The sequence below is a fragment of the Paenibacillus sp. FSL R5-0623 genome (assembly GCF_037974265.1).
GTDB lineage: Bacteria > Bacillota > Bacilli > Paenibacillales > Paenibacillaceae > Paenibacillus.
On record NZ_CP150233.1, the window covers coordinates 5,368,523 to 5,392,664 of the forward strand.

The window sequence follows — 24,142 nt, forward strand, 5'->3', positions numbered from 1 at the left end:
TCAACGCGACGTAAACGGGCGATGCAGAATTTGTATGCGAGAAAATAAAAAGCCCGCCATCGCTGGCGAGCTTTTGTTGTAACAAGATATGAATCAATCAGTGCGAACGACCAGGAATAACCCCTGTCTCTTCGTAGGCTTCGACGATTTTGTCGATCTCTTTTTTTAATTCCTCAACCATGATTTCTTCAGGTACTTTACGAATCATCTTGCCGTGACGGAACAAGAGACCTTCTCCACGAGCACCTGCAATTCCGATATCCGCTTCTTTGGCCTCACCTGGACCATTAACCGCACAACCCAACACTGATACTTTAATCGGCACCTTCAGTTTGGAGATATACTCTTCCACTTCGTTGGCAATGGAGAACAGGTCGATATCCAATCGTCCACACGTTGGGCAGGAGATCAATGTAGCTGCATTTGTAATGAGTCCAAATGTTTTGAGCAGATCACGAGCGACCTTAATTTCTTCTACCGGGTCCGCACTCAGTGAGATCCGCATCGTAGAACCAATACCCATGGACAATAAGGCTCCCATACCTGCGGAGCTTTTGATCGTACCGGAGAACAGTGTACCTGCTTCGGTAATCCCGAGATGCAACGGATACGGAATGATTTGAGCTGCTTTGGTATATGCCTCAATCGCCATCGGCACATCCGATGCTTTGAGCGACACGATGATATCATGGAAATCAAGCTCTTCCAAAATACCAATGTGATACAAAGCACTTTCTACCATAGCATCTGCCGTAGGATACCCATACTTCTCAAGGAGATGGTTTTCCAAAGACCCCGCATTTACTCCAATCCGAATCGGAATGCCGCGGTCTTTACAAGCCTTAACCACTTCTTCCACTTTCGCACGTTTACCGATGTTACCTGGATTAATCCGAACTTTATCGATGCCGTTCTCAATCGCAAGCAAAGCCAGCTTATAGTTGAAATGAATGTCCGCTACGAGCGGTATATGAATGCGTTTCTTGATTTCCTTGATGGCTGCGGCAGCTTCCTCATTATTCACCGTTACACGTACCACTTGGCAGCCCGCTTCTTCCAGTCGCAGAATCTCTGCAACCGTTGCTTCAACGTCTGCCGTTTTGGTTGTACACATACTTTGGATAATGACTTCGTTACTGCCACCGATCGTTACGTTTCCCACTTTCACGGGACGTGTATCCTGTCTTAAATACATGAGTGATTTCTCTCCCCACAACGTCAAAGCTCCACCCTGACAGAGACATGAATTCGCCTTCTGCCAAAGTGGAGAACTGACAAGTCTATATTTCAGAGTTCAACGGGATTCAGGCCTTTATTAGGCGCTCTCTTCCTGCTTATCGTCCTTCGATTGGCTTAGTTCAGGCACGACTCTTTTCTCAACAACTTCTTCAGTAATGACACAGTTCGTAACATCATCACGTGAAGGCACTTCATACATGATTTCAAGCATGATACCTTCAATGATGGCACGTAATCCACGTGCACCTGTGTTACGTTTAATTGCTTCTTTTGCAATCGCAAGCAATGCAGCTGGTTCAAATACCAGATTCACATTATCCAGCTCAAGCAATTTTTGGTACTGTTTGGTAAGCGCGTTTTTTGGTTCCGAAAGAATCCGTACCAACGTATCTTCATCCAGCGGCTCCAAAGTGGAGATGACTGGCAGACGGCCTACAAATTCCGGAATCAGACCAAATTTCAGCAAATCTTCCGGCAATACCATACCCAGGTATTCACCTGGTTTCAGATCTTTTTGCTCAGAAACGGTATTAAAGCCAATGACTTTTTTACCGATCCGGCGTTTGATCATTTGCTCCAGACCATCAAAGGCACCGCCGCAAATGAACAGGATATTCGTTGTATCGATCTGAATGAATTCTTGATGAGGGTGTTTACGACCACCTTGTGGTGGTACAGAAGCCACAGTTCCCTCAAGAATTTTCAAGAGAGCCTGTTGCACACCTTCGCCCGATACATCACGAGTAATGGATGGGTTTTCGGATTTACGCGCTACTTTATCAATCTCATCGATATAAATAATGCCACGCTCTGCTTTTTCCACATCATAATCAGCAGCTTGAATCAGTTTGAGCAGGATGTTCTCCACATCCTCACCTACATAACCCGCTTCTGTTAATGAAGTAGCATCCGCAATAGCAAAAGGAACATTCAAAATTTTTGCCATCGTTTGCGCAAGCAACGTTTTACCAGAACCCGTAGGTCCTAACAGCAAAATGTTACTCTTTGACAGTTCAACGTCTTCAATTTTGCTTTGTGTGTTGATCCGTTTGTAGTGATTATACACCGCAACAGACAATGACTTCTTCGCTTGTTCCTGTCCAATAACATATTGATCCAGGATATTACGAATTTCTTTTGGTTTTGGAATATCTTTGAGGTCTACTTCTTCGTCATGACCGAGTTCTTCCTCAACGATTTCGGTGCAAAGTTCGATACATTCATCACAAATGTACACGCCTGGTCCAGCGACCAGCTTACGCACCTGCTCCTGAGATTTACCGCAAAAAGAGCATTTCAGTTGCCCTTTCTCATCGTTAAATTTAAACATGAAACCACCCCTTTAGGAATTGATCGGTCTACTGAGCACCTGGTCAATAATGCCGTACGTCTTAGCCTCTTCAGCGCTCATGAAGAAGTCACGGTCTGTATCCCGCTCAATTTTCTCAAGAGACTGACCCGTACGATCGACGTATATTTGATTCAGTTTCTGACGTGTTTTAATAATCCATTCTGCGTGTATCTTAATATCCGCAGCCTGTCCTTGAATGCCGCCAAGCGGCTGATGAATCATTACTTCGCTATTTGTCAGCGCATATCTCTTGCCAGGTGCACCGGCTGTCAGCAATAACGAGCCCATGCTTGCTGCCATCCCAACGCAAATGGTAGATACATCCGGCTTGATAAATTGCATCGTATCGTATATACCCATCCCTGCGGTGACAGAACCACCAGGTGAGTTAATGTACAAGCTGATATCCTTCTCAGGATCGTCGGCTGCCAAAAACAAAAGCTGTGCTATGACAAGATTGGCTACATCGTCATCAATCGCACTGGTTAGAAAGATAATGCGATCTTTCAGCAAACGTGAATATATATCGTAAGACCGCTCGCCTCGATTGGTTTGTTCTATAACCATTGGCACCAGACTCATGAGACCAACCTCTTTTCTACATGTAATTAGACATAGGCCACCTGTAAAGCAAACCCAAATTCATTCTAACACTTTCCTGTGACAATGTCATTTTTCACAAGAAGGGTCAGACATCCGTTTGTTTACTTTTTTAGCCTGATCATATTTAACCATGTTTTCTATGTATGTGCAAATTGAAGCCATCCTATGCCGTATTGCCTTTTTTTATTTGCATGAAGTACATAGGTATGTAAAAAGTGTACAGGGATCAATAAAATTAGTGTTCATCCATATAATTACTTCATTTTCTATAAAATGGATGTCATAATTTAAAAATAAGGCACGCAATAATTCACGTGCCTTATCGTTTATTCAACTGACAAGTTGATAACAGCTTGTCTTATTTTCCGTCAGCTTCTGCAACAACTTCTTCAGCTGGAGCTTCAACCGGTTCAACAACTGTGCTGTTCTCAACAAGAACGTCAATCGTTTTACGCAGTTTAACTTCATCGCGAAGGCTGTCCAGGGAACCATTACCTTCGAGGATGCCACGGATCTCATCAGCAGGACGCTTGTAAGATTCAGCCATTTTCTCGAGTTCTTGATTCACTTCTTCGTCAGATACTTCAATGTTTTCCGCTTTACCTACAGCTTCAAGCACCAGGTTGTTGCGAACACGTTTAGAAGCATCTTCTTGCATTTGTCCTCTCAGGTCAGCTTGAGTCTGGCCAGAGAAGCTCAGGAACATTTCAAGGTTCATACCTTGGTTACGCAAACGGTTATCGAAATCACGCATCATGTTTTGTACTTCGCTCTCAACCATTGCAGCAGGAATGTCCACTTCAGCGTTCTCAGCCACTTTTTCTACAACTGCATTTTCTTGTGCAGCTTTGGCTTCGTCAGCTTTACGGGATTCCAATTGTGTTTTCAGGTCAGCTTTGTACTCTTCAAGAGTGTCGAATTCGCTAACATCTTTAGCAAACTCATCATCCAATGCAGGAAGCTGTTTGCGTTTGATTTCGTGAATTTTCACTTTGAATACCGCTTGTTTGCCAGCAAGTTCTGCTGCATGGTAGCTCTCTGGGAAAGTCACTTCTACGTCTTTGAAGTCACCTGTGGACAGACCCACAACTTGTTCTTCAAATCCAGGAATGAATGTGTTGGAACCCAGTTCCAGGGAATAACGCTCAGCTTGTCCACCTTCGAAAGGTACACCATCAACGGAACCGTCGAAGTCGATTACTGCAACGTCGCCGTTAGCAGCGGAACCTTCATCGATTACAACGAGTTCAGCGTGACGTTGTTGAAGACGCTCAAGTTCTTCAGTCACTTCTGCTTCAGTTACTTCACCTTTTGCTACAGCAACTTCGATTCCTTTGTACTCACCAAGAGTAACTTCAGGTTTCACAGTTACTTTTGCTTTGAACTTGAAAGTTTGTCCTTTAGCGAATTGTTCAACATCTACGTCAGGACGATCAACCGGGAAGATATCCGTTTGGTCGATTGCTTCTGTATAAGCTTCAGGAAGCAAAATGTCAATTGCTTCTTGATAAAGGCTCTCTACACCAAAACGTGCTTCGAAGATGGAACGTGGTACTTTACCTTTACGGAATCCAGGTACGTTTGCTTGTTTAACCACTTTATTAAAAGCTTTGTCGAGTGCTGCAGTTACACGATCTGCATCCACTTCAACCTCAAGAACCCCAAGGTTCTTCTCTATCTTTTCCCAAGTTGCTTTCATTGTATACTTTCCCCTCCAAAATTCACATGTTCACGTAGGCAATCACGTACAAAATAACCATTTTAGTATAAACAAGATTAGATTCTTTTTCAAGGGGAATCCCTTGATACGGTTTAAGGAAAACGTTTCCGGCCTCTATTAACCATCCAATCCGGCAGATACAAACTGCTTCATGGAACGATAAGCCTGCTCCAGCCGAAAGCGCATTGCCCCTGTCACAGCATACATTGAGCGAGTATTTTCCTCATCATGCGAGCCACCCAGACTGTCTGCAACGGTCATATGTAGAGCTGCTGCCCATATATCTGTCATGGAATCATTTTCTTCCAACATGGATACATAATCACGAGTTCCATACACGGCCATGACATATTGTATCCATAACTCCTGAGCAAAATAAAAGAGCGTAGGTTCATGAACCTCCGTCTGATCTGCCACTCGTTCCAAAATCTGAACGATCTGGAGCGGGAATTCCTCTGGTTTAAGAGGCACGGTATCAATCTCGACTTCAACCTGCTCTTCGCCTCTCGTAAACAGGATCATACCTTGAACGCCTCGGCGACGCAAGGTTTGCAGCACCCGAAATTGAAGCAGAGGGTGAAGCGACTTCTCTTTTAACCAACTCGTAAGTGCCTCATCAATCTTCGGCAGATCAAGATAGGCCAGCTGCTCCAAAGCCAGCATCGTCTGTTCAGACAGCGGCTCTTCCATGACTGTGCGAAGCATCTTATCTGCATAGCCATCATCCTGTTCAAGCTTCATTCGGGCATGCTGCCGTGCCATGTCCTCCTCACTAATCTCTTCTTCCTCTTCTCGTTCTTCAAGAACGGCAGGCGAGGTTTCTTCATATTGAGGAAACGCAGCCTGAAGCCATTCGAGCAGGGCCCGCCATTCATCGTAGTGGCGCTCTTCCTGTCCCTGACATTGCAGCAAAAAGTGAAGCAATTTCATCGCTTCACCATACCGTTCATTTTCAAGCATAACTGTCAATTGAATCTGGTAATAGTCCAGCGTCTTAGGAAACAGCACAATATTGTTGTTATGCTCGGTTTCCGGGGTCGTGGATTCCTTAATGGGAGCACCTCCTCTATATCCTGAATCTCCAGTTGGAATCAACCTAAATAGATATATATTAAAACGATTGTTGATCTATTTTTTTGAGTTCTCCTGATATTCTAACATAACCTTAAATATAATGAAAAAAACGTTACTGCCGCCAAATATCATATACGAAAAACAGTTTAAAATAAAATGCTTGATATTCCTGTATGCATATGATAAAATCAATTTTGCTTGAAAAAATTCATGTCTCAGTAGCTCAGCTGGATAGAGCAACGCCCTTCTAAGGCGTCGGTCGGGGGTTCGAATCCCTCCTGGGACGTATTAAAAAGAAGCTTCCTTCGGGAAGCTTTTTTTGCGTTCTGGGGATGAGAATCCCAATGGTTCGTCGGAGCATCCACTTCGTTAGCACCACTTCGCAGTCTCGACTGCAAGGAGAGTATCCCTCCTGGGACGTATTAAAAAGAAGCTTCCTTCGGGAAGCTTTTTTTGCGTTCTGGGGATGAGAACCCCAATGGTTCGTCGGAGCATTCGCTTCGTTAGCACCACTTCGCAGTCTCGACTGCAAGGAGAGTATCCCTCCTGGAACGTATTAAAAAGAAGCTTCCTTCGGGAAGCTTTTTTGCGTTCTGGGGATGAGAATCCCAATGGTTCGTCGGAGCATCCACTCCATTACATGCTCTATGTCGCTGCAGGTGGCAGTATCGATGTTCTAACGAACATAGGACACTTTATTTGCTCCAAATTCAGCATCATGGAATTCTAACGAATCTTAGAAAGCTTATTTCACCATTCTGGAATATTAACTAACTTATTTGCACTTCATAGCCTGATTAACGTCGCTGAGGTTCGGTAGAATCTGAAAATAGCGATTTTACCCATTATAAGACTTCATGGATTCGTTAGAGTTCACAGGCTAGTCAAAGCACCCACGGTCCATTAGGTGTTTTTTCATTTCATTGCTCAATATTGACATAGAATGTTATGCTTACGGAGTGGATTATGTAACAATCCATACATATTAACTTCATAGGACACAGGAGATTTTATCAATGTCATCTTCAATACAGCAACACTCATCTATCCATACCGAGGAAGAACATTCTTCAACATCCAAAAGATTTGGCCTGTTATTAGCAGGCATTATCGTCATCGCCGCTACCATGAGGTCACCGATTACAGCAACCGGACCTGTAGTGGAGATGATCCGCTCAGATACAGGTATCGGCCATACAATGGTCGGGCTTCTGACCTCACTTCCTTTGCTCGCCTTTGCAGCAGTCTCCCCCTTTGCACCACGTCTTGCCAAACGGTTAGGACTCGAATCTGCTCTGCTATTGGCTGTTATGATTGTAACCATTGGGGTGGCCTTACGCTTGTTGCCTTCCGTTCTCTCCTTATATGCTGGAACCGCAATTTTGGGGTGCGGCATTGCATTAAGCAACGTGCTTTTGCCAAGTTTAATCAAACGCGATTTCCCATTGCGAGTAGGTATCGTCACCGGATTATACTCTGTATCCATGAACATATTTGGCGCCATCGCCTCAGGTGTGAGTGTACCCGTAGCAGGAGCCACATCTATGGGTTGGCGTGCTTCGTTAGGCATGTGGGCCTTGTTGTCCGTATTGGCGCTTCTCTTGTGGCTCCCCCAGATCGCCGCAGGACGTCAGCGAATGTTATTCATAGCCACACAGAGTGAAGGGACGCCTGTACGTCTACGGACCTCTTCCCTTGCCTGGTTCATTACTTTATTTATGGGTCTGCAATCTCTAATATTCTATACAACGATTACCTGGCTTCCCGAGATTCTCGCTGAGCAAGGATTCAGTCCCACCTCAGCAGGGTGGATGCTCTCCCTAATGCAGATGGTTAGTGTACCGGCTACCTTTATCGTTCCAATCCTCGCCGGCCGAACGCGAGATCAGCGTGTTCTAACCGCGATTACGTGCTCTTCTTTGATTGTCGGGTATGCTTTATTGTTAAGTGGCATCGCTTCGCTCGTTACCATTGGTGTCACGTTGGCAGGAATAGGTGCTGGAGCTTCATTTGGAATGGTAACCATGTTCTTCGTCCTTCGCACAAAAGATGCCAGACAAGCTGCCAGCCTGTCCGGTATGGCCCAGTCCTTCGGATATATGCTTGCGGCAGTGGGACCTCTACTGTTCGGTATGCTTCATGACTGGACAAAAGGATGGACCCTGCCGTTGCTAATACAGGTCATTCTCGCCATCGCTTTGCTAATCGCAGGGATTCAGGCCAGCAAAAATAGAATGATCGGTTAGTCATACAATTCATTTATAAAAAAACAAAACAGCCTCCATCCTGCAAATCAGGATGGAGGCTGTTTATGCATAGAACAATTCCTTCATTAATTTAATCAATTTTAATCGATTTCAATGAGGGATGAACTTACTTCACTTTTACCTTAATCGTGTCTGTGCTGGTCACACCAGCTGCGTTAATTAACTCTGCCCGATACGTATACGTGCCCGATGCTTTCCCGGACAGTGTAGTCACAGCACTTTGCGCATTAGGTGTAGCCGAACGGAGTTCTTGCGTATCGATCAACTTATCATTTTCATAGAGACGATACTCTGTAGCGTTGGTCCCCCACCACAGGTTCATGGTCACCTTATATTTTCCATCGCCATCCCAGTTATCCTGAGAGAGAACTGCTTTGCCTGGCGTAGCGTTGGTAACCCGAACAGTCAACGTCTGACTCCGCGTTGTTCCCTTGTCGTTGGTCAGCTCAGCCACGTACGTATACGTGCCATTGGCTTTGCCCGTGATCTTCGTCTGAGCAAACTGCGCCCAAGGCGCGTTGTAAGTCAGCTTCTGCGTATCAATCAAAACCCCGTCCTCATATAACTTGTAGCTAGTTCCGTTCTCACCCCACCACAGGTTCATGGTAACGATATACGAGCCCTCTGGCAGGCCGTTGCCTACCCAGTTATTGTGAGACAACACAGGCGTACCTGGGGCCTTGGTTGCCGGAGTTTCAGGTTCGGTCTCCACGGCTTCCAATTTCAGTGCCGTATTGGCTGTGCCCACAAGCCCCTGTTGGTCTTTTACTGTAAGTTCAATGGCATACTCGCCCGCTTCAATTCCCTCCAAAGGAAGGCTGAAGGTACCATCAGCTTGTACTTCAAAGACTCCTTCTTTATAAACCGAACCATCCTCTTTTTTCACAACATACGTTGCTTCCAGGGAAGCTGCCGGATCAAACGTGATGTCCCATCCGCTGGCAAGCGCAGGAGCTACACTGAAGTACAAGTCTTCCACGCTACCATTAAGAACAACAGGCTCATCCTCTTTGAACTCCAACGCTTCTGGTGCAGTTACAGCCGGAGCTGTCTTTTTCACCAAAAATGGTGAAGTGTCTTCCTTATAAGTTTTACCGTCCGTACCAATAGTAGTGATGTCTACCGTATATAAACCATCCGGAATCTCTGTCACTTCATCGGTTGTGTAATCTGCATATGAGCCGTCCCAAGCAAGGTTGTATCTTGCATTGGCACTGAAGTTAAAATAGTTACCAAAGATGGAGCCAATATAACCATCTTGATAATATCCACCTTCCGGATTAAGACCATCATAGATCTCAATCAGGGCAAATGTCATCGGATTATAGAATTCCATCGCTACATTAAGGGTATCCAACGTACCATCAGCCTTCAATGGGTAGTGGAATGGATTTTTCTCAGTGCCTTTTACGGTTTCAATATATTTAACCCCACTCAACGTAACGTTGAAATGAGCAACATATGGCACAGTAAAAGTATTGGTTCCATTCGAGAACTCAATGTACCCTTGTGCTTCTGTAGTCGCAGTAATCCCTCTTGGAACGGTGATTGTCACTGCAAGTTCTTCCTCACCATTCAGTGTGAAGGAACTCTTGTCTACGGCAACGGATACACCTGCCACATTACGAGTTGGATTCACATTTACGGTGTAATCCCCTCCACTACCATTCAGCGCTTCAACTTTAATCGTTTTGGTAATCGTCTTTTCATCTGTGCTCAGGAAATTACCGTAGTTGATACTTCCGGTGATATTTTCCTTCTCAACAACAGAGCCACTTTCTGTGTATTGTGTTACATCAAGCACTTTGACAAAAGCCGCAGGATCAATGGTATTTACAGCCTGAATACGGCCAGCACCTTGATCAAATACATCAAACTTGGCTGTATCCAGCACCTTACTATTGTTCATCAGTGCAACTTTGATATCAAATGGTGTCCATTCCGGATGCTTCTCGATCAGCAGCGCAATCATACCTGCTACATGAGGTGTAGCCATACTTGTACCTGATTTACGATCATAAGCTTGTGCGTAATCTGCGTCTGGCTCATCCTTGCCGTAGGCAGGAATCGTAGACAAAATGCTTGTACCTGGTGCAACAATATCCGGTTTGATGTCCAGTGTGACCTTAGCAGGTCCACGTGAACTGGATGAATTCATTTCATCACCCGGAGTTTGGGAACGTTCAAAATCACTAAAGCTCACTTCAACGGCTTGGCCTGCGTCCAGCTCAGCCTTGATCACATCTCCATCTTCCTTGGACATGCTCAGTGTTGGAATGAGTTCAAAGTTATCGCCCAGACTTACACCGATTGGGCCGGGAATGTTGTTATATACAATAACAGCCAAGGCTCCAGCGGCTTTAGCATTGGCGATTTTCTCTACAAATGCGATTTCACCACGCTGTATTAATGCCACTTTCCCTGTAAAATCCTTGCCTTCAAAATCAGTTGGCTTACCCAGTGCTGCATATTCAAGCTCATATTTTCCTGTCAAAACAGTTTCAGGGTCTGCGGAAAGGCTCCATCCCATCAGATCCAGACGGTAAACCGACTCTGTAATAGCCAGCGGAGCTTCAGTCGGAGCAACTACAGACTCTTCTTCCACAGGAGCAGCTTCAGGAGAAGCTTCAACCGGTGCAGAAGGTGATACAGATGGAGTGTTTTCAGTATTTTCTTCTGTTGTAACTTCTTCTACATTCGGAACTTCAGCTTCGTTAGAAACTGTGTCCTTCACAACTGCTGCACTTTCCTCATCAGCAGTTGCGGGTAAACCTTCCTCCGAATCTTCTGGCTCTTCTGTTCCAGGTGCCGTACCCAGTTCAGGAGATTGTTCAACCTCTGGAACCGGTTGTTGTTCAGGTTGTGTCTCTTCGCCTTCCTCACCAATCCAGAAGTGAGTATCAGCTGTAATCACCTGGCTAGGTCCTGTAGAGTTACCTACCGTAATGGCCATTGCAGACGCACCCGGAGAACCGAGTGTATAACGGTTAGGTCCGCTGTTACCACTTGCTACAACCGCTGTCACACCAGACAACATCGCATTGTTCAGGGCAACTGAAGTAATATAACTCGGGTCGTTGGCGGCGTTACCCAACGAGAGATTGATTACGTCCATGCCATCTTGAACAGAACGATCAATTCCGCCGAGTACCCATGAGGTTTGACCACTACCATACGGTCCAAGTACACGGTAAGCATAGATATCTGCTTCAGGAGCCACACCAACAATGCCGTAGTCCCCCGCCTCGCGAGCAGCAACGGTACCCGCTACGTGCGTACCGTGAGATGTGTAATAGGGGCTTCCAAGCTCGTTAAGCTCAGGCTCGCCCGATCCTTTCCATTCTTGATATGTTGTTTCATACGGGTCATTGTCGTTCCCAACAAAATCCCATCCACCTTTGTAGGCTTCTTGCAAATTAGGATGTTCATAGTCAATGCCTGTATCAATGACGCCGACTTTAATGCCATTTCCTTTGTAACCCAGATCCCATACTTCAGGTGCACCAATAAAAGGCGCTGTGTCTTTCATGTACGGGTTCACTTCATCTGTCTCTGGCGCTATTGTAACTTCAAGGTCAGGATATACGCTGACCACGCCAGGTATTTGAAGCAATTGTCCCACCTGGTTTCCTTTAAGTTCAATCGCTACACCATTCAGGGCATATGCATATTCTTCCAATACTTCATGTTTGATTTTCTTCTGAGTGAGGCTATGTACAAATGACTGTTGTTGTTGCTCAACTTGAGTCACAGCCTTTGTTTCCATAGAGGAGGTAAAAGATTTTCCGGAGAGGGTTGATTCACCTTGCGCTACTGCAACAGGTTTATTGGAAAGCTCAACGATCACTCGGGTGTTCTCTCCACCCAGACCTTCCAAGCTTTTATCCAAAAATGGATCTGCGGCAAGTTTTGCTTCCCGTCCTGCAAGAATCTCTCTCCATTGTTTGGCTTCGGCCGTACTTGGTAAGTTCTCAAGCTGAATAACTGAATCTGTGGGAGCGGCTCCAGCCGCGGGGAGAATAATGGAAAAGACCATCAGAACACTTAATAACGTGGATATCAATCGTTTACTCAAGGCTTTGCCCCTCCTTTTAAATGTGAATACGTCACCAAATGATGGGTTCCTGCTGTTTGTGCGTACTGCAATACACACTCCAATTTCACCGCCTATCTGCAAGAAGGATTGACCCTTGGTAAATTATTCTATCAAAATACCACATTTTCCTTCTAAATACTTACAAATATGATATAGAAATTACTTATATGGGTCTTGAGTATGATAAAAACATCCCTTTGTAATTATTTGTCGTTTGAATATTTCATTTTTAAAATTAATGCATCAAAAAAACCAAGAGCCTCTTTATCCGAAAGAGATTCCTGGTGTATAGGGGAAGCGTGGTTGATATACAAAGGATCGCCATAATTCGTTTAACATCCATAAAATTTGCTACATTTCACAAGATTCTACTTTATTCTGGCTTCACGGCTTCAATACGCAGACGCTTGTAATCGGCATACAGAGCATCATCTTCCCAAAGGTGAGGCATCACGATCTGACTGGTTTCATGGCATATTTGCTGTATCTCTTCATGACTGAGACCCTCAAAATAGTCCCCTCCAAAATGAGTCAACCAGCCTACTATACCTTGCTCACCATCTTCCAATCTGGTAGGACGGTCATAGTGATAGGCATGACGCACCACAAATCCACGTTGCTCTAAAATATGGCTATATTCTCCGATCGAAGGAAAATACCAAGGATTGCGTTCCGATGCACGAATGCCCTTGTTTCGCTCCATAACCTGCTCTAATGCATTCACAATGGTCTGAACGTTCCCTTTACCACCGAATTCTGCTACAAAACGCCCTCCGGGCTTCAAAGATTTCCATATACTATCCACCACTAGTCGTGGGCTTCGCATCCAGTGCAGGGCTGCATTGGAGAAAACGGCATCATACAGTCTATTCGTCTCAAACTGATGACCGTCTCCTTCCACAAACTCAAGTTCAGGGAATTTCTCCCTCGCCCGGCGAATCATGTCTGTCGATGCATCCATGCCAATAACTTCAGCTTCGGCCAAAGAAATTTCATACGTCAAATCCCCCGTCCCGCACCCCAGATCAAGAATGTATTCCCCTTTTTGGGGTTGAAGCCAGGAGATCAGGTTTTTGCCGTATCCGGACACAAAAGTCAGTTTGTTGTCATATTCTTCTGCCTGCCACTGATTTAATGATTTCATGGAACCACCGTCGCTTTCGTTATTGATATCCTCATTGTGGCATAGAATAGTTTATTCTTTAAATATATAAATTCTATATTGTTTATAGGTATAACCAATAAAGGTGCTGACGAAGCGAATGCTCCGACGAATCATTGGGGTTCTCTTCCCTAGAACGCAAAAGAAGCTTCCCAGGGGAAGCTTCTCTTTTTTTTACGTCCCAGGAGGGATTCGAACCCCCGACCGACGCCTTAGAAGGGCGTTGCTCTATCCAGCTGAGCTACTGAGACAAATATGTATAATAAATTTTCGGCGCGGTTCTTATTATACTCTGATTTCTATATTTTTCAATAGTTTTATAAAAAAATTAATAATTATACTTAACTGCGGGCTCAAACATGTACTTTACCGTATTATTCTCATACTCCAGTCCCTTTGAGAATATGATAGCTTGAACCAGGTTATATTGAGGAGATTGGAACATTTAGAGTAAGATTAACATCAGACATTTTCAATGTCAGAATTGCTGGGTAATCTTTTGCATACATACATTCAATGATCCATTGAAGGAGAGAATCGTCATGAGACAACTTTTATCAGCCCTATCCTACTTTAGTATTTTCTTTGCTCCGTTCCTGTTTCCGATCATTATATGGATTGTTGCCAAGGATGATTACATTGAGGGACATGCAAAACGTGCCTTATTCTCACATGTATTCCCCTTTCTCGCTGCCATTCCGTTATTTTATTTCTTCGTAACTGCGCATAGTCTGGGTTCCGCCGTTGGGTTTGTCATTCTATTCTTTGTGATTTACGGATTAAGCTTTGTGTACAACGTGGTCAAAGGGATTCAAGTGCTGCGCGAGTATGCTTGATCAACATCTCCACCTGATCTGACCATCGCATAACAAAACCCGCCGTTCAACAACGGCGGGTTTTTCCAGTTACAGATGCAGTCACAGCAACCAGCAACAGGTCGTTGTCTACGTATAACTCAACATCGAACTCTACTCCACTAACACCACATGTATTACTGGAGTATTACCTGTTAAGCTTGCCCGATCAGATACCGCTGAAGTGTTGGACCAAGCAAACCAAAGGCAAATAACTCACTTTGAAACCGAGCTTTATCTTCTTCGACTGTCATACCTTCGCTGTTCTCAAATGCGGCATCTGTCGCCTCTTCAAACGCAGTATGCATGTTATTGTTATACCAGTCGATCGCCGAATCGGAGTGATTGCGTACAATCCGAACAACTTCCAGCGAATTTCCGGGCTGTGTTGAGGCCACGTATACAAGTAACGACGGATCTCCGGCATTTCCAGGTTGCACTTCAACCTCTGCACAAGACAATCCATCTACCTCGGTTAACCTGCGTATTTTGGCATCTTGAATGGCATACATTCGTCATCGCGCTCCTTTTCCTATGTGCTTATCATGTACTTTGTTCAATCTGGTATCGTGTCTCTGGTGTGCCCAATCGGTAAATCTCCCGATACACCTGTTGTAATACCGTTTCATACGCCCGGTTTACGGACTCCTCCGGTGTATCTGGCCATGGGAATACCATGCCAGGAAAGGCCTCTTCCTCCTTTTCCTGCATGAGGCTCAGCAGTCCCAGTAATTGCTCCGCTTCCTGCGGCGTTGCCTGAATGACCCATTCATACGATGTTACCGACGGATCCGGAATAACGGAGCGGCCCATGACAGACACATAATACTTCCTACTGTCCATTGCATGTTCTCTCCTTCACAGGCATGTTGAGGCCGTTGTTCCTAGAACTAGTTTCCGAAGAGGACAGACATTTTATGCCTGCTTTCGGCATATATTTGTTACGACCTCTGACGAAAAAGACAACATTTGCTGGTTGCCAGTAACTAAGCAGCCATACGGATGAATGACTCGACCAAGAAAGGATGAACAAACCATGTGCGGTATTACCGGCTTCATACAGTGGAATCGGGATTTGACCCAGGAATCAGAGCTGCTGGTCCGTATGACGGATAGCTTGTCGAACCGGGGGCCCGACGCTTCAGGTACATGGATCTCCAATCCTTGTGCCTTTGGACATCGGCGTCTTAGTGTAATGGACCCCGAGAACGGCGCACAGCCCATGCATGCGTTACAGGGAGATACCTCCTATACCGTCGTGTATAACGGAGAACTATACAATGCACCCGAGTTGAAAAAGGAATTACTCCAGCGGGGGCATCAGTTCCGCACGCAATGTGATACGGAAGTGTTGCTCGCCTCTTATATTGAGTGGGGACCGGCGTGTGTTGACCGGTTTAACGGTATTTTTGCTTTTGCCATATGGGACGGGGGACGCGAACAGGTTTTTATCGCACGAGATCGCCTTGGCGTGAAACCTCTGTTCTACAGTAATAACAAAGACACTCTCGTATTTGGTTCAGAGCCCAAAGCTCTGCTTATTCACCCTGATGTGGAAGCCGCTGTTGGCCCGGAAGGATTGGCCGAAGTGTTTATCGTAGGGCCTGCACGTACACCAGGACACGGCGTATACTCTTCACTGAGCGAACTCAAGCCCGCGCACGCGCTGATCTATAACCGAAACGGTATCCGAACCTATGCCTACTGGAAACTGGAAAGCCAGAACCACGAACATAACCTGGAAGAGACGGCAGCCGAGGTACGCTCTCTCTTGCAAGATACACTGGAGCGCCAGTTGGCTTCGGATGTTCCAGTATGCTCTCTTTTATCAGGAGGACTGGACTCCAGTGCCTTGTCTGCATTAGCCGTGGATTATTACAACCGGACCGGGCAAGGCCAAATCAGTACGTATTCTGTCGATTATGTGGATAACGCCAAACATTTTCAGGCGCATTCCTTTCAGCCGGGTGCAGATGGTCCCTGGATTAAGCGAATGGTGGATGAACTCAAGACCGACCATCACTGGATTGAGATTGAGAACGGAGAACTGGTTCATGCTCTGACACAGGCCATGTTAGTAAGGGACCTGCCAGGTATGGCGGATGTAGACTCTTCGCTCTATTTGTTCTGTAAAGAAATCAAAAAAGGGGCTACGGTTGCCATCTCAGGCGAAGCAGCGGATGAAGTGTTTGGCGGTTACCCCTGGTTCCATCGAGAAGATATGCTGAACTCCGGTACGTTTCCGTGGTCTGTAGCGCCTGATATGCGAGCAGCGTTGTTATCCCCGGATATTCGGGAATGGATTCGGCCACTCGATTATTTGTCAGACCGCTATTCGGATGCAGTGGCTGAAGTGCCTCTGTTGGATGGGGAAACAGGTAAAGCTGCACAAATGCGGGTGATGTCCTACCTGAACATTACACGTTTCATGCCTACACTTCTGGATCGCAAAGACCGGATGAGTATGGGGGCAGGATTGGAAGTACGGGTACCTTACTGTGACCATCGTCTGATCCAGTATGTGTTTAACATCCCTTGGGAAATGAAAATAACGGGCGGACGGGAAAAAGGTATTCTGCGTAAAGCACTCGAAGGTGTCCTGCCTGACGATGTGTTATATCGCAAAAAGAGTCCGTATCCGAAAACACATAATCCACAATATCTGGCCGCGGTCAAACAACAGGTACTTGATATCCTGGATGATCCCACATCACCTATTTTGCCTTTGATCGACAAAGATCAGATCCGGAACCTTGCGTCTTCACCAGATGCAGCTTCCAATCTTCCCTGGTTCGGACAGTTAATGTCGGGTCCCCAGTTATTTGCTTATCTGACTCAGATCAATACATGGTTGCGGACATATAAAGTTGCTATTCGTTAAAATCACGTTATGCATTGATTAAGCAAGGTGAATTATTTAAGGGTGCCCAAACAGTAACTACTGTGTTTGGACACCCTTTTATTACTTTTTCATAAGAATCTCTGTACGTATGCGCTCGTTCTTCATCCACATTCCACTCAGTTCAATTTATTGCACTTTGAAACGACTGACGGTCTGTTGCAACTGCTCTGCCATCAAGGAGAGATCATTGGCTGCGGAAGCAATCTCCTGCATCGCAGACAACTGCTCCTCTGAGGATGCACTCACTTCTTCTGTTCCAGCAGCTCCCGCTTGGTGAACAAGTGCAATCCCCTGTTGAACCTCTGCGGATACAACTCCCATAGATTCAGCAGCATTTCGCATTCCCTTCTCAATCGATTCCACAAATGGAACAATTTGATTAGCAGAAAGCGCAGACTGCTCAGACAGCTTCCGAACCTCTGTAGCAACAACCTGAAACCCTCTTCCCTGTTCGCCAGCTCGTGCAGCCTCAATAGCGGCATTAAGGGATAGGAGATTCGTCTGTGCTGATATTTCCGATATGCTGTCCACCAAACACTAACTCTAGTCCGGTAAAACAAAAAAACACCTTCCAGAAGGCAAGTCCAAACCAAAGGTCTGATCCTGCCTATACTAAAAGATGCGTTTGAAGTTACGCTGATATGTGGTTTAGAAACAAATAAACATATTCCAGCTCCCCAGTGGAATAGCTAAATATGAAATGCCGGTCAACGAATCAATACCGGATTACGTTCAAGCAGCCCGCTGCCAAACGTTTCCCTGAACGGGGAATCTTCCATATGGATATAACCGATGTAACAGCCACATTTTTTCATGCGACAAGGCCGATCCGCGGCCAAAGCCTGCAAACCATCGCGGTACAGATGTCCAATGATACGGCGATCCTTATAACACCTTTTCACATGCCCGGACCCCTGAACATAAAATACTTCCGAACCGGCAGCACATCGCTTGCCCAAGCTCTCATAATCCTGCAGATTACCTTCAAAAAGCGGATCAAGCCCACGTAAAAACTGAATCTCTTCCGGTGTGTAATACTTGGGCCGATCTTTGAAGGCATTGACCCACATATACACATCATCCGGCAAAGCCTGTCTCATGGACTCAATTGCGGGGAAAGCACTACGGAGTCCGACAGTACCGACACTAAAAGCAAGTCCCATCTGACGCAAGGTCAGACATTGTTTAACAAAAGAAGCCTCTTTTGTCTCACGAGGATGATACGTCGCCCAAAAGGCTGCTGTGTTCGCATCCAGCTCCCTCGCCCAATCCAGTTTGACGGACAGGTTGGTTTGAATTGAAACTTTATCCACATGTGGCATATGTGACAGCTCAACCATCGCTTCCCGGTACCAACGACGCACCAAAGCTTCACCGTAGGGATTGAAGAATATCGAAAATTGGTGTCCCTCAACTTCCTGCTCCCTCACCCAATTCACAAATTGACGCAATTGTTGCTCGTCCACTTCCAACGTCTCTTTGGAATCCACCGTTTTGCTAAACGGGCAGTAGGGACAGTCGTAATTACAGGAAGACAACTTCCCCCGATAATACAAAGTCGCTCTCATGAGAAAACAAACCCTTCCATCTGTTCACGAATTTCGGCAGATATAAGCCAATCTCCAATCGCATCGGAGTAACCCAGTCCTTCTTCTGTCAGACGCAGCACCTGCTTGCCCTCATCGCTCTCCAACTCCGCCATGCCCTCTGTCAACAGTTCAGCCAACCAGACATAGTCGGACATCACATCGGTACCAAAGCGCTGTTGGTAGTCAGACAACGTCAATCCCTCCCGATGCAGCAAGGCTTTCAGAATAAAGCGACGTCTCTGTTCCTCACAGCTTAACACGATGCCATAATCCGCTACATCGTAGCGCTCAGTTGCCACATAATCGGCAATGATGCTTTGTGTGGCCTTGTAACTCACGCCGTACTTGGAAGCATAATGTACTTCACTCGTATAAGAGCGTGCACCACATCCCAGACCAACCATGCCCTCCTCCTGACAGCTATAAGGCAGAAGCACTTTGGAGGACGACTGTTCTTTGGCAAATCTGCGCATCGAATACTGAACATAACCTTTACTTTTTAAAATCTCACGTGCAGCTTTATACAGCTCCATCCGAATGTCAGGTCCCTGACGGCGAATATCATCAGGCTTCACGATTGTATTCTCCCTTGTATACAAGGGATAAATAAAGATTTCGCCCGGTTCGTAGGCCAGAACTCTTTCCAATGAATAGATCCACGATTCCACCGTTTGCCCTGGCAGACCATAGATCAGATCCAGATTTAACAATGGGAAATCATACCGAGTAAGCTTCTCAAGCGCTCGTTCGACCTCCTGCGGTTTTTGTGGACGATAGATGGCAGATGCTTCAGCTTCAATAAAACTCTGGATGCCCATACTAATACGATCCACACTTCGTTCCTTCATGATGGCCAGCTTGGCATCCGTAACGGTATCCGGCGACGTTTCCACCGAAATCGATGCTTGCGCAGGGTCCAGCCCCATCACCTGTTCAGCAATATTAAAAAGACGATTCAACTGAACCTCATTCAATAATGTAGGCGTTCCTCCACCAATCGCAAACCTCGAATACGGCCTTCGAGATGTAATGGGTGCCCATTGCTTCGCCTGACGTTCCAGCGCATCCACATAACGTTCATGTGTATCATCCCGTCGATCCGGCAGTGTGAACAAATTGCAGAATCCGCAACGAGCAGCACAAAAGGGAATATGCATATATAAAAAATACGTATCGGTATTTTCTCGTTCCCACAGTGGCCCTAACGGCAGTGGTGGGTCAAGCTCCCGATAGGCGGTCTTGTGCGGATACGAGTATAAGTAAGAACGATAAGGGAATGCCCGTACTTCACTGAGACTTGTAGCTATATTGGATCCGGACTGTGTGGAATAGCCTGTTGTTGTATGTTGTAAATGTTTCTCCATCGGTTTCCTCCTGTCTCCGGTTGTTGTCCTCATAAGATCAATACATTCTATACTAAAAATTCACGGTAAGGCACCGTCCAGACGACATCATGCGCAAGCCGGTGTCCTTGATACCCGTCTTCACCGTAAGCTGTACCATGATCGGAAAAAGCCAGGCAATACGCAGGCCGAGCGCGTTTCCTCATCGCCTCGAACAATGGTCCAAGAGCCTCATCTACATATCGAAGTGCAGCTCGCTGAGTCTCCACGGAGTCTTCCTTCGCTCCTTCTACAAAGTAACGATTGGGGCCATGAATGGCAGACACGTTCAAAAACATAAATATCCTTTCATCCTCCGCTGTCTGTTCAAGCAACTTTAATGCATGCTGTACCTGATGTTCTGTTGATTTGGGGTTGGTTACCCCAAAGTTCATTCGCCAGTAGCTCTGTTGGAAATAACCGGGCAATACTTTTGCAAGCGGGTTTTTTTTCGTAAAAAAGATGACGCCGCCAATACAGATGGTACGGTAACCTTCAGCTGCAAACCCGGATACGATATCCGGTGTATCAAACAGCCAGGTGTGCGGATGTGTCTTGAGTCCGGTATTCCGGGAATGAAATAGCCTTACATGAGATTCCTTATCTGTATTGGCAGGTGTCGGCATAAAACCACCAAAAAAAGCATGGTGCGCCGCGTATGTAAAACTTCCCGGGGTATGACGCTTCTCCCACGAACCCGAACCACATAGATTAGGACAATTCTCCTCTTCCAGCTTGGCAACGTCATATCGTAACGTATCCAGCGTAATCATTAACAGATCATGGGAGCCCACGATGGTGTTCATATCAGGCATGTTGAATAGGCTCCTTTCGTAAAAGTTCCATTTCCCACTCGTAGGTTCCGAGGCCATGATGCTCAACCCTGTATAACAGATCTCCAAACGGATTCACATCCAGCACATAAGCACGCGGATTCGAACCACTAGTAAGCATCACATCAATCCCGGCTGACCACGAGTTGGGAAATGCAGACATGGCTGCTTGCGCTGCCGTCCTAACCAGCGACATCCGCTGTTCATCCAGCCCTGCTTCAGCAGGCAGCATACGTTCATTACGCAGATGCAGATTGGTAATCGGCGTACGGCTCAGCCGCATAATCGCGTGACCTGCCTGTCCACCTGCAACCAGTTGGCGAATATCGTAGGCCCGCTGATCAACCGTGGCTTTGGGCATCCATCGTTCAATCCGTGCACCTTCTGCACATAACCAGTTCATCAGCGTAGCAATCTCTTCACTGCGGGTATACTTGCGTAGACGTCCTTCATTGAAGAAAATCGTCTTGCCCTGTCTCTGTTCCATCCCCATCGTTGTTACAGCGATTTCATCACCCGTTCGGGGATTGACTTGATAGGCAACAACTCCTGAAGCCCCGGAGCCACACGCAAGCTTCACAAACACACGATGCATCTCGGCAGCCTTCATTGAGCTACGCAGGTCCATATAATTGCGGATTGGCTGCGAAGTTGGAAGCGCCGGAGGTACATCAACTCCATGTGAAGATAGATGTTGCTGACATGTTCTCTTGTCAAACATCAATTGGATATCGGCGGGATCATTCATGAATCGGACTTCAGGCCATATTTCCCGAGACTCACGGCCGATTAGATCCAGACATGCTTTCCAGCCACGGAACCACTGAGCAGGAGCGTAGATTCTTCCCCACTCCTGTTCCAGCGCAAGTGCCTGTTCTGCGGAAAATTCTTCTGCTCCCATTTCACCCGTTAATGTTGTCGGTGACGTATCGTTCACAGCTCCAAGGAACAGTAGGTCACGCTCCACTTCCCACTCCTCACCAGGAGCATCAATCCGAATCAGGGGTACGGGCAGATTGGAATCTACTGTATCAGCGATGGTTCGACCCTGTCTCCAATTCTGGAGCAATTGAGCATATGGCAGTACAACCGCAGGTTTCAAACCCAATCTATGCCTAGCCTCTTGCAGCCCTTGTGTTCGTCGGTTATCAGGGTTTCCGATCAATAAAAAGGGCTGATCTTGCGTTAGATCATACACATCTATTGGCTGGTGCAGTCTTTCATTCATTCCCTTTACACCTGACATCAACTATTCCGTTAAGGATGGATAACGCCAGTCATCCTCATCACTCTGTTGCTGGTCGCTAACATCTACAGATATACCCGATTGGTTCCAGCGACTGATCATTTCATTGGTCATGTAATGGTAACTTAGATCAAGATGTTTCAGTTTCTTGATCTTGTCACTGGCAAGCAACGCTTCAGCCCCTTCATCGGACAACGTTCCTTGCGATAGATCCAGTACTTCAAGTTGATCCAGAATAGGTGCTTCAGCTGCTGCTTTGGCAATCTCATCCTGAATTTCACTGTCTTTCAGACCCAAGTAAACCAGCTTTGGAAATAATCCTTTTTCTAACAAAGGGAGTATATCTTCAAGTGACCCATCGAAACCATAATTATCCACACCCAGATATAATTCCAGTTTACGCAATTCAGGCAACTTGGCATGGGTGATTGAAGATAACACGTCTTTCGGCAGCCCACCACAAATAATAATCAATTCTTCAAGCTTGGCATGCTGGAGTGGTTCCAGACTGAGGCCGCTACTGCCCATTACAGAGAATGATTTTAATTCTGGAAAGGCACCTAACAGTGGTGTGAGATTTGTCTGGATAATCCACGATACTTCACATTCTTCAAATCCCATATCTCCAATAAACAGTTTCTTCAATGACGGAAAGCTTGGAGCCGACTCGACGAGCGTACCCATGAACTCATCAGGCGAATTTTCATAAGCCTGTCCCCAATCTCCGATGACCAGACTTTCCAATGAGCTGGCCTCCGGTTTAGCCGCCAGTTCTTTAATTAACTTTTCCATACGAATGCCGTCCTCATAATCATCGTAAGATACAACAAGCTTCACTTCTTGCATGAGTGGATCCCTCCGTTTAAGGTCATATGTGATTCGTTAGTTTGAATGTTAACCCATACCACACAAGGCTTGCAACTTCCTCCAACTCCAGTCCCAATGAGATTCCCAATCGTGCAACGTAAACTAATTTTCATATAGGTATAAGAACATACGTTCTATTATATAGTCACAGAAAATAGACCTCACCATTAGGTATATGGATGGACCTCACCAAACCCGATCAAATACTTCATTTCATACAAAAAGCGTTAATGGCGGGCGAACCATCCCATCGGAATGCTTCTGTCCTTCCATTAACGCTTTGATGTTCACATATCATGAAGTTAAATCAAGATGTTCTGTTCCGTTTAATCTCAGCCTTCAAGTCTGGATACAAGCGCTCTCAGCGCGTGACCACGGTGGCTAATCGCCTGCTTTTGCTCAAGCGTCAGCTCTGCCATCGTCATCTCGTATTCAGGTACATAGAAGAGTGGGTCATATCCAAAACCGCCAGCACCTGCAGCTTGAGCCGTGATCCAGCCTTCCGCAGTGCCTTCTGATTCATACTTATCACCTGTTGTCGGATCGTACAGTACCAACGCACATACAAAACGAGCCGGACTTAGTAGCGGCTGTTCGGTGTCCTCACCGGATTTTAACGATTCCAGTGTCTCCAGCAACTTCGCATTATTCTGTGCATCCGTTGCTCCCTCGCCTGCATATCTCGCTGAATATACCCCTGGCTCACCATCCAACAGGTCTACGCAAAGTCCTGAATCGTCTGCCAGAACAGGCAATCCAAGCGCATCACCAACCGCCTTGGCTTTCTTCCAGGCATTCTCCGCAAACGTTACGCCATCTTCTACCACATCCGGTAGCTCCGGATAGTCAAACATGCTCTTGACCTCTTTGCCAAGCGGTGCGAAAGCATGAGCGAATTCACGGACTTTACCCGCATTGCGGGTTGCAACAATGAGGATTGGGCTGTCCAAACTCATC

The 24,142-nt window shown here is 46.1% G+C and carries 20 protein-coding genes and 2 tRNA genes; 5 read left to right on the forward strand and 17 right to left on the reverse strand.

Annotated features, from left to right (window positions below; translation table 11 throughout):
- Nucleotides 1–97: 97 nt before the first annotated feature.
- The 5 genes from ispG to MKY92_RS23640 form a co-directional block, all read right to left on the reverse strand.
- On the reverse strand, nt 98–1,195 hold the full coding sequence (ispG, locus tag MKY92_RS23620) for a flavodoxin-dependent (E)-4-hydroxy-3-methylbut-2-enyl-diphosphate synthase (protein ID WP_076216934.1): 1,098 nt from the start codon (nt 1,193–1,195) through the stop codon (nt 98–100).
- A gap of 120 nt (nt 1,196–1,315) precedes the next feature.
- Nucleotides 1,316–2,569 carry an ATP-dependent protease ATP-binding subunit ClpX gene (gene clpX / locus MKY92_RS23625; protein ID WP_076216933.1) on the reverse strand — a complete coding sequence of 418 codons (1,254 nt, stop codon included), beginning with the start codon at nt 2,567–2,569 and terminating at the stop codon, nt 1,316–1,318.
- Between the two features lie 12 nt (nt 2,570–2,581).
- Nucleotides 2,582–3,172, reverse strand: coding sequence for an ATP-dependent Clp endopeptidase proteolytic subunit ClpP (clpP, locus tag MKY92_RS23630; protein ID WP_076216932.1), 591 nt, complete (start codon nt 3,170–3,172; stop codon nt 2,582–2,584).
- A gap of 379 nt (nt 3,173–3,551) precedes the next feature.
- A complete protein-coding gene (gene tig, locus MKY92_RS23635; protein ID WP_339297844.1) occupies nt 3,552–4,892 on the reverse strand; it encodes a trigger factor in 1,341 nt (446 codons plus the stop codon).
- Nucleotides 4,893–5,030: 138 nt separating this feature from the next.
- On the reverse strand, nt 5,031–5,873 hold the full coding sequence (locus MKY92_RS23640; RefSeq protein ID WP_256704391.1) for a hypothetical protein: 843 nt from the start codon (nt 5,871–5,873) through the stop codon (nt 5,031–5,033).
- 326 nt (nt 5,874–6,199) lie between these two features.
- On the opposite strand from MKY92_RS23640, the gene MKY92_RS23645 reads away from it, so the two are divergent.
- The 3 genes from MKY92_RS23645 to MKY92_RS23655 all read left to right on the forward strand — a co-directional run bounded on the left by MKY92_RS23645 (nt 6,200) and on the right by MKY92_RS23655 (nt 8,233).
- Nucleotides 6,200–6,273, forward strand: a tRNA-Arg gene (locus tag MKY92_RS23645).
- A 192-nt stretch (nt 6,274–6,465) separates the two neighbouring features.
- The gene (locus MKY92_RS23650; RefSeq protein ID WP_339297845.1) at nt 6,466–6,717 is read left to right on the forward strand and encodes a hypothetical protein; all 252 of its coding nucleotides are present in this window, start codon (nt 6,466–6,468) and stop codon (nt 6,715–6,717) included.
- A gap of 286 nt (nt 6,718–7,003) precedes the next feature.
- Nucleotides 7,004–8,233 (forward strand): MFS transporter, encoded by a 1,230-nt coding sequence (locus tag MKY92_RS23655; protein WP_339297846.1) that lies wholly within the window; start codon nt 7,004–7,006, stop codon nt 8,231–8,233.
- Nucleotides 8,234–8,360: 127 nt separating this feature from the next.
- Here MKY92_RS23655 and MKY92_RS23660 read toward each other — a convergent pair whose 3' ends face one another.
- The 3 genes from MKY92_RS23660 to MKY92_RS23670 all read right to left on the reverse strand — a co-directional run bounded on the left by MKY92_RS23660 (nt 8,361) and on the right by MKY92_RS23670 (nt 13,763).
- The gene (locus MKY92_RS23660; protein ID WP_339297847.1) at nt 8,361–12,329 is read right to left on the reverse strand and encodes a S8 family serine peptidase; all 3,969 of its coding nucleotides are present in this window, start codon (nt 12,327–12,329) and stop codon (nt 8,361–8,363) included.
- Between the two features lie 394 nt (nt 12,330–12,723).
- Nucleotides 12,724–13,494, reverse strand: a complete 771-nt coding sequence (locus tag MKY92_RS23665) for a methyltransferase domain-containing protein (RefSeq protein WP_339297848.1) — start codon at nt 13,492–13,494, stop codon at nt 12,724–12,726.
- A 195-nt stretch (nt 13,495–13,689) separates the two neighbouring features.
- Nucleotides 13,690–13,763: transfer RNA gene (locus MKY92_RS23670), tRNA-Arg, on the reverse strand.
- 291 nt (nt 13,764–14,054) lie between these two features.
- Between MKY92_RS23670 and MKY92_RS23675 the strand changes: the two genes are divergently transcribed.
- Nucleotides 14,055–14,348 carry a DUF4870 domain-containing protein gene (locus MKY92_RS23675; protein ID WP_017692583.1) on the forward strand — a complete coding sequence of 98 codons (294 nt, stop codon included), beginning with the start codon at nt 14,055–14,057 and terminating at the stop codon, nt 14,346–14,348.
- Nucleotides 14,349–14,521: 173 nt separating this feature from the next.
- Here the strand turns inward: MKY92_RS23675 and MKY92_RS23680 are convergent, their stop codons facing one another.
- Nucleotides 14,522–14,878, reverse strand: coding sequence for a hypothetical protein (locus MKY92_RS23680; protein WP_339297849.1), 357 nt, complete (start codon nt 14,876–14,878; stop codon nt 14,522–14,524).
- A gap of 31 nt (nt 14,879–14,909) precedes the next feature.
- Nucleotides 14,910–15,209 carry a hypothetical protein gene (locus MKY92_RS23685; RefSeq protein ID WP_339297850.1) on the reverse strand — a complete coding sequence of 100 codons (300 nt, stop codon included), beginning with the start codon at nt 15,207–15,209 and terminating at the stop codon, nt 14,910–14,912.
- A 193-nt stretch (nt 15,210–15,402) separates the two neighbouring features.
- On the opposite strand from MKY92_RS23685, the gene asnB reads away from it, so the two are divergent.
- Nucleotides 15,403–17,247: an asparagine synthase (glutamine-hydrolyzing) gene (gene asnB, locus MKY92_RS23690; RefSeq protein ID WP_339297851.1), complete on the forward strand. Its 1,845-nt coding sequence runs from the start codon at nt 15,403–15,405 to the stop codon at nt 17,245–17,247.
- A gap of 147 nt (nt 17,248–17,394) precedes the next feature.
- Here asnB and MKY92_RS23695 read toward each other — a convergent pair whose 3' ends face one another.
- From MKY92_RS23695 to MKY92_RS23725, 7 genes are all read right to left on the reverse strand, one after another.
- Entirely contained in the window at nt 17,395–17,799 is a 405-nt protein-coding gene (locus MKY92_RS23695; RefSeq protein WP_339301894.1) for a methyl-accepting chemotaxis protein, read from the reverse strand.
- Between the two features lie 176 nt (nt 17,800–17,975).
- A complete protein-coding gene (locus MKY92_RS23700; RefSeq protein ID WP_339297852.1) occupies nt 17,976–18,836 on the reverse strand; it encodes an STM4011 family radical SAM protein in 861 nt (286 codons plus the stop codon).
- Nucleotides 18,833–20,221 (reverse strand): STM4012 family radical SAM protein, encoded by a 1,389-nt coding sequence (locus MKY92_RS23705; RefSeq protein WP_339297853.1) that lies wholly within the window; start codon nt 20,219–20,221, stop codon nt 18,833–18,835. The genes MKY92_RS23700 and MKY92_RS23705 overlap by 4 nt, the downstream gene beginning before the upstream one ends.
- A gap of 47 nt (nt 20,222–20,268) precedes the next feature.
- The gene (locus MKY92_RS23710) at nt 20,269–21,054 is read right to left on the reverse strand and encodes an STM4013/SEN3800 family hydrolase (RefSeq protein ID WP_339297854.1); all 786 of its coding nucleotides are present in this window, start codon (nt 21,052–21,054) and stop codon (nt 20,269–20,271) included.
- On the reverse strand, nt 21,047–22,300 hold the full coding sequence (locus tag MKY92_RS23715; RefSeq protein ID WP_339297855.1) for an STM4014 family protein: 1,254 nt from the start codon (nt 22,298–22,300) through the stop codon (nt 21,047–21,049). Before MKY92_RS23715 ends, MKY92_RS23710 begins: the two co-directional genes overlap by 8 nt.
- A 21-nt stretch (nt 22,301–22,321) precedes the next feature.
- Nucleotides 22,322–23,164 carry an STM4015 family protein gene (locus MKY92_RS23720; protein WP_339297856.1) on the reverse strand — a complete coding sequence of 281 codons (843 nt, stop codon included), beginning with the start codon at nt 23,162–23,164 and terminating at the stop codon, nt 22,322–22,324.
- 353 nt (nt 23,165–23,517) lie between these two features.
- On the reverse strand, nt 23,518–24,141 hold the full coding sequence (locus MKY92_RS23725) for an XTP/dITP diphosphatase (RefSeq protein WP_017692573.1): 624 nt from the start codon (nt 24,139–24,141) through the stop codon (nt 23,518–23,520).
- Nucleotide 24,142: the final 1 nt, after the last annotated feature.

Excerpts from the sequence above, each read along its gene's own strand:
- MKY92_RS23665 (WP_339297848.1), bottom strand. The coding sequence starts at position 13,494 with ATGAAATCATTAAATCAGTGGCAGGCAGAAGAATATGACAACAAACTG.
- MKY92_RS23725 (WP_017692573.1), bottom strand. The coding sequence starts at position 24,141 with ATGAGTTTGGACAGCCCAATCCTCATTGTTGCAACCCGCAATGCGGGT.
- MKY92_RS23700 (WP_339297852.1), bottom strand. The coding sequence starts at position 18,836 with ATGAGAGCGACTTTGTATTATCGGGGGAAGTTGTCTTCCTGTAATTAC.
- MKY92_RS23655 (WP_339297846.1), top strand. The coding sequence starts at position 7,004 with ATGTCATCTTCAATACAGCAACACTCATCTATCCATACCGAGGAAGAA.
- MKY92_RS23705 (WP_339297853.1), bottom strand. The coding sequence starts at position 20,221 with ATGGAGAAACATTTACAACATACAACAACAGGCTATTCCACACAGTCC.
- MKY92_RS23720 (WP_339297856.1), bottom strand. The coding sequence starts at position 23,164 with ATGCAAGAAGTGAAGCTTGTTGTATCTTACGATGATTATGAGGACGGC.
- MKY92_RS23650 (WP_339297845.1), top strand. The coding sequence starts at position 6,466 with ATGGTTCGTCGGAGCATTCGCTTCGTTAGCACCACTTCGCAGTCTCGA.
- clpP (WP_076216932.1), bottom strand. The coding sequence starts at position 3,172 with ATGAGTCTGGTGCCAATGGTTATAGAACAAACCAATCGAGGCGAGCGG.
- MKY92_RS23675 (WP_017692583.1), top strand. The coding sequence starts at position 14,055 with ATGAGACAACTTTTATCAGCCCTATCCTACTTTAGTATTTTCTTTGCT.
- MKY92_RS23715 (WP_339297855.1), bottom strand. The coding sequence starts at position 22,300 with ATGAATGAAAGACTGCACCAGCCAATAGATGTGTATGATCTAACGCAA.
- MKY92_RS23680 (WP_339297849.1), bottom strand. The coding sequence starts at position 14,878 with ATGTATGCCATTCAAGATGCCAAAATACGCAGGTTAACCGAGGTAGAT.
- asnB (WP_339297851.1), top strand. The coding sequence starts at position 15,403 with ATGTGCGGTATTACCGGCTTCATACAGTGGAATCGGGATTTGACCCAG.
- MKY92_RS23710 (WP_339297854.1), bottom strand. The coding sequence starts at position 21,054 with ATGCCTGATATGAACACCATCGTGGGCTCCCATGATCTGTTAATGATT.
- MKY92_RS23640 (WP_256704391.1), bottom strand. The coding sequence starts at position 5,873 with ATGCTTGAAAATGAACGGTATGGTGAAGCGATGAAATTGCTTCACTTT.
- MKY92_RS23685 (WP_339297850.1), bottom strand. The coding sequence starts at position 15,209 with ATGGACAGTAGGAAGTATTATGTGTCTGTCATGGGCCGCTCCGTTATT.
- ispG (WP_076216934.1), bottom strand. The coding sequence starts at position 1,195 with ATGTATTTAAGACAGGATACACGTCCCGTGAAAGTGGGAAACGTAACG.
- clpX (WP_076216933.1), bottom strand. The coding sequence starts at position 2,569 with ATGTTTAAATTTAACGATGAGAAAGGGCAACTGAAATGCTCTTTTTGC.
- tig (WP_339297844.1), bottom strand. The coding sequence starts at position 4,892 with ATGAAAGCAACTTGGGAAAAGATAGAGAAGAACCTTGGGGTTCTTGAG.